The 4,811-nt window shown below is 63.0% G+C and carries 5 protein-coding genes and 1 pseudogene; all 6 read left to right on the forward strand.

Annotated elements, in window-relative coordinates; all coding sequences use genetic code 11:
• On the forward strand, positions 1-448 hold a 448-nt coding region (locus EN884_RS25980; RefSeq protein WP_206617636.1), incomplete at its 5' end, for a hypothetical protein.
• Positions 441-1,121 (forward strand): hypothetical protein, encoded by a 681-nt coding sequence (locus tag EN884_RS25985; protein ID WP_063168470.1) that lies wholly within the window; start codon positions 441-443, stop codon positions 1,119-1,121. The genes EN884_RS25980 and EN884_RS25985, both read left to right, overlap by 8 nt.
• Positions 1,121-2,233 (forward strand): AAA family ATPase, encoded by a 1,113-nt coding sequence (locus tag EN884_RS25990; protein WP_063168471.1) that lies wholly within the window; start codon positions 1,121-1,123, stop codon positions 2,231-2,233. Before EN884_RS25985 ends, EN884_RS25990 begins: the two co-directional genes overlap by 1 nt.
• Positions 2,234-2,429: 196 nt before the next feature.
• Positions 2,430-2,786 carry a hypothetical protein gene (locus EN884_RS25995; RefSeq protein WP_063168473.1) on the forward strand — a complete coding sequence of 119 codons (357 nt, stop codon included), beginning with the start codon at positions 2,430-2,432 and terminating at the stop codon, positions 2,784-2,786.
• Positions 2,783-4,459 (forward strand): DUF87 domain-containing protein, encoded by a 1,677-nt coding sequence (locus EN884_RS26000; protein WP_063168474.1) that lies wholly within the window; start codon positions 2,783-2,785, stop codon positions 4,457-4,459. The genes EN884_RS25995 and EN884_RS26000 overlap by 4 nt, the downstream gene beginning before the upstream one ends.
• An 8-nt stretch (positions 4,460-4,467) precedes the next feature.
• Positions 4,468-4,811, forward strand: a pseudogene (locus tag EN884_RS26005) (hypothetical protein); the annotation flags it as partial.

Raw genomic sequence — 4,811 nt, forward strand, 5'->3', positions numbered from 1 at the left:
CTCCAAGAGGCTCGCGACGCGCGCGCTGAACTCAAAGCCCTTCGGGATGACGCCAATGGCTGACGTCACCGGACCGACTTCATCTTTGCCTGGCTCGTCTCATGACTTTCCCGATGGGACGATGTGCGACGACCATCCCGATCGCCCTGCCGTTGCTCGGATACAGGGGGAGACGGACAGTTTTGGCAGTGAGCGCAACGACATGTGCCAAGAGTGCTTGGATGAGCACCGTGAGTACATGAAGAACGCCGACCATTCCGGCGCCTGCGATTGGTGCAAGCAGCACAAGCCTCACCTGCGACCGCAGCGCGATTACGAGGAAGGCATGTCGGGACGGGTGTATGAGGTTTGCGACGCCTGCATCAAGCGCGTCAATGACGAGGCGCGCGCCGAACTGGACGCCTACGACGATGACCGTGACGACTATGGGGACGATTACGATGACTGAGCCCCGCAACCTGTCAGCACCCGAGATCCTCTTTCTCAAACTGGAGACGAGCGGCCTTTACCGCAAAGACATCTCCATCGACGACTCGGCCCAACCATGGTGCCCCGAGATCGCGGCGGCGCTCTGCAATCGGTCGGGCCTGATCACGAACCATTTCGCTCACATGGTCAAATCCGACGGCCGCACGATCAAGGAGAACGCCGAGAAGGTGCACGGCATTTCGGCGCGCGCGAGTTCGCAGGTCGGCATACCCGAGCCCCGAGTCCTGGGCGCGCTCAGCGACATGCTCAAGACGGCGCCGCTCGACAGTCACATTAAGGTCGTCACATTCGGCGACATGGACCGCATGGTGGTGGCCAGCCTTTTCGCCCGGTTCGCGCTGGCGAGCGGCAAGAAATCGGACGCCTATGACCGGCTATGGCTCAACCGGCCGCTGATCGAGTTCATCGACCTGCAAAAGCCCTATGCGCAGCAACTGTGCAAGCTACCGAGCGAGTTCGAAGGCGGCCTGGGCGATTTCAAATGGCCGTCTCTGGACGAGGCCGGATCGATCATTCTCGGCCAGCCGGCGCATGAAGGGCTGCGGGATGCGTGGTCGGATCTCGTCACCATGAAGGCGCTCTATTTCAGGTTCGCCGAGATGGGCCTGTTCGAGCAGGACGTGGCGGCCTGATGCAGTTCTCCCCGCAGCAAGCCGACGCGATCGACGCCGTCAGCGCCTGGCACAAGGCGAAGGAAAAGCAGGTGTTCCGCGTCTTCGGGTACGCCGGCACCGGCAAGACCACGCTCGCCCGGCACTTTGCCGAAGGGCTGAAAGGTCGCGTTCTCTATGCGGCCTATACCGGCAAGGCCGCCATGATGATGCGGAAGAACGGTTGCCTGAACGCCAGCACCATCCATTCCACGATCTATGCCGTCGACGTCAACAAGACCACGGGCGCGACCAAGTTCATCCTCCGCCACAAGAGCGAGTTCGAAGGCGTCGCGCTCTTGGTCATCGACGAGTGCTCGATGGTCGATCAGGATATCGGCCAGGAAATCCTTTCCTTCGGCATCCCGGTCCTGGTCCTCGGCGACCCGGCCCAGTTGCCACCAGTCTCTCCCGGCGCTGGATTCTTCACCGAATGCGACCCAGACGTCATGCTGACGGAGATCCATCGGCAGGCGGCCGAGAGCCCGATCATTCAAATGGCCACGATCGTCCGCGAAGGCGGCCAACTCAAATATGGCGCCTACGGCACAAGCGAAGTCATCAAACGCTCCTATCTGGTGCAGGACCACGTCATGAAGGCTGATCAGGTTCTCGTCGGCCTGAACAAGACGAGGGCCGGCTACAATCAGCGCATGCGGGAGATACTCGGGAGAAAGCAGGCGTTGCCGGAGAAAGGCGACCGTCTCGTCTGCCTGAAAAATGACCGCAACATGGGTCTCTTCAACGGCGGGCTGTGGACGACCCTGTACGTCGCAAAGCGCCGCGCTGGCCATATCGAAGACCATTGCGTCGCCATGGATGTCACATCGATCGACTTCGAGATGACGACACCGGTAAAGGTCAAAGCCCGCAAGGAATGCTTTGAAGGCCGGCTGAACGAGGTCAATTGGCAGGAACTGCGCGGCACTCAGCAATTCGACTACGGCTACGCGCTGACCGTGCACAAGGCGCAGGGCTCACAGTGGGACACCGTGTGTCTCTTTGATGAAAGCCGAGCCTTTGCGGACAGCCGGTCCAGGTGGCTCTACACCGGACTGACGCGCGCCGCTGAGAAGATCACGGTGGTGATGTGAACCAGCCATCTCTCTTCGATTTCGCCGAGGAACAGGTCCGGCGCCGTGAGGCCGCCGCGGCTGAACGGCGGCGCGACGCGATCCTGAGCGAGATGGAGAGAAAGCGGTCAACCCATCGGGAATGGAAACCGCTGATCGGAGAACTGCGCAGGGCAACCTGCCTGGCGCTGGCGGCATCGTGCGGGAGGGAATGGATATGACTGGAGATAGGATCTGCTGCGTCAATCCACGTTGCGGACGCACGGCGCCGAGGGACAAGTGCGGCGACTCGGCAGACATCATCTGCCGCCGATGCTGGAAACAGTTACCGAAGCAGATTACCGATCGGTTCAAGGCACTGAGGCGCCGGGACAACAGCCTATCCCGGCTGATCGACAGGCGCTTCGCCGCCGGCACGATGCCGCAATACCGCATCAACATGCTCGGCGAGATGATCGATGCGCAGGCCAAGCGGAACTGGGAAGCGATCCGTGCCTATTTCCGCGATCCGGAAAAGCCGGAAGGGCTTGAGAACTTCCTCGCCGACATCGGCCTTGAGAACGAGACGCCATGAAGATCGCAGCCAACATCGATTTCAATCTCGAGACGTTCCGCGGCCAACGATGCCTGCTTCAAGGCGCATCTGGATCCGGTAAGTCGACCGTCGCTCGGGTGCTGCTCGAGGCGACCTATGGCAAGTTCCAGCAGATCATCCTTGATGTCGAGGACGAGTTCCACACGCTGCGGACGGCCGAGCGCGAATACGCCATCATCGGCGGGGACCATGGCGACGCGCCGCTGAGCAAGACGCAGGATGCCGGCGACCTGGCGCTTACCCTGTTGAAGGTCGGCGTCTCCACAATCCTGCAAATCGGCGACTGGACCCTTGAGGAGAAGCGATCGTTCATCGGCCGGTTTGTCGCCGGCATGATGCGGGCCAAGTCGGATCTCTGGCATCCAACGATCGTCATGCTGGACGAGACACATCTGTGGGCGCCGCAGCAGGGCGTCGTTGCCTCGAGCGAGGCGATCACCCACTTGGCGACCGCCGGCCGCAAGAGGGGCTTTGGCGCCATCTTCGCCACCCAGCGGCTGAGTCTCATCAACAACGACGTGCTCGGCCAGTGCGAGAACAAGTTTCTCGGCCGAGTGGAGCAAAGCGCCGACCGCCGCGCGGTTGCCGATCTGCTTGGTTTTGGACCGCGCTCTTCGGAAGCTGTCGACATGCAGGCGTTCAAGCCGGGCGAGTTCTATGTCGTCGGGCCCGCCCTCGCATCGACACCGGTGCGCGATCGCATGTTCAAGGCCTCCACGGAGGCGCCGAAGCCCGGCAGCACCGTTCTGCCGTCGGCAACGCCTGCCGCCATCCAGCGGGCGCTGGCGGAACTAGTGAAGGCCTCCAAGGCGCCGCCGACGGTCGATCAAAAGAGTACGGCGCCGCGCGCGGCCGATCCGGCTGAGATCGCCACAGCCGAGAAGCGAGGCTTCGCGCGCGGCTATGGCGAGGGAATGGACAAGGGGCGAGAGGATGGCTTTGCCGCCGGCGCCGAGGCGATCCGGGTGGCGCTTGAGGAGTTCCTCGACCGGCCGCGGCCGCCGAAGCCCGTCCATATCGGCGTCGATCTTGCAGGCGGACCGGATCAAACGGTGTGGACCGAGATCGGCCCGGTCAGCATGCCAAGCGGTGCAGAGGCTATCGATATCACGCATTTGGTTTCGAAAGGCCCACAGCGAGAGTTCATCCGCGGCGTAAAGACCCGCGAGCCCGTCTTGGATGGAGGCTACGACGGCCCGTACAATGAGCCGAAAATGTCGCCGAGTTCGCGCAAGGTGGTCGACGCCGTCGTGTCCGCCTACCCGCTCGGCATCAGCCTGCAGGTCGCTGCCAAGCGCGCCGGCATCTCGTCGCGATCGAGCGCATTCCGGAAGTACATGACCGAGGCGGCGGCCTCCCCGCGCATCCAGGACCGCGGCGATGGCCGCTACGTGGCTGTCGAGGCTGAAGCAGGCATCACAGCGCCGCCGGGGCTCGCCGCCTTCAAGGAGCGCCTGCCATCGTCCTACGCACGCATGCTGGGCGCGCTGGAGGCCGCACAGGGCGCGGAGATGGACTTGGACACCATTGCGGACCGCGCGGAGGTCTCACGCACGTCCAGCGGGCTCACCACCGGGCTGCGCGAGCTCGCCGCGCTCGACCTGATCATCAAGACCGACGGCGGCTACCGCCTGTCGCCCGATTTTTTGTGAGGACCACAATGGCAACCATCAATCCGGACGGCGTCAGCATCAAAGGCTGCTCGATCATCTATGCGCCGAAGGGGCAGGCCGGCGAGTATGCGCCACTTGCCACCAATCCCTATCGCGGGTGCGGTCACGGCTGCGCCTATTGCTACGTGCCACTGGTGACCAAGCAGCCGCGGCCGGAGTTCGACGCCGGCGCCGTCGACCGGGCCGACTTCGACAAGCGGCTGCTCGCTGACGCCAAGAAGTATGAAGCGGCTGGCATCACCGAACAGGTCATGCTGTCGTTCACGACCGATCCCTATCATCCAGGCGACAACAGCCTGACTGGACTCGTACTGCATATCCTGGCCGGCCA

It is taken from the genome of Mesorhizobium sp. M7A.F.Ca.AU.001.01.1.1, from assembly GCF_004022735.1.
In the GTDB taxonomy this organism is placed as follows: Bacteria; Pseudomonadota; Alphaproteobacteria; order Rhizobiales; family Rhizobiaceae; genus Mesorhizobium; species Mesorhizobium ciceri.

Excerpts from the sequence above, each read along its gene's own strand:
- EN884_RS25985 (WP_063168470.1), top strand. The coding sequence starts at position 441 with ATGACTGAGCCCCGCAACCTGTCAGCACCCGAGATCCTCTTTCTCAAA.
- EN884_RS25990 (WP_063168471.1), top strand. The coding sequence starts at position 1,121 with ATGCAGTTCTCCCCGCAGCAAGCCGACGCGATCGACGCCGTCAGCGCC.
- EN884_RS25995 (WP_063168473.1), top strand. The coding sequence starts at position 2,430 with ATGACTGGAGATAGGATCTGCTGCGTCAATCCACGTTGCGGACGCACG.
- EN884_RS26000 (WP_063168474.1), top strand. The coding sequence starts at position 2,783 with ATGAAGATCGCAGCCAACATCGATTTCAATCTCGAGACGTTCCGCGGC.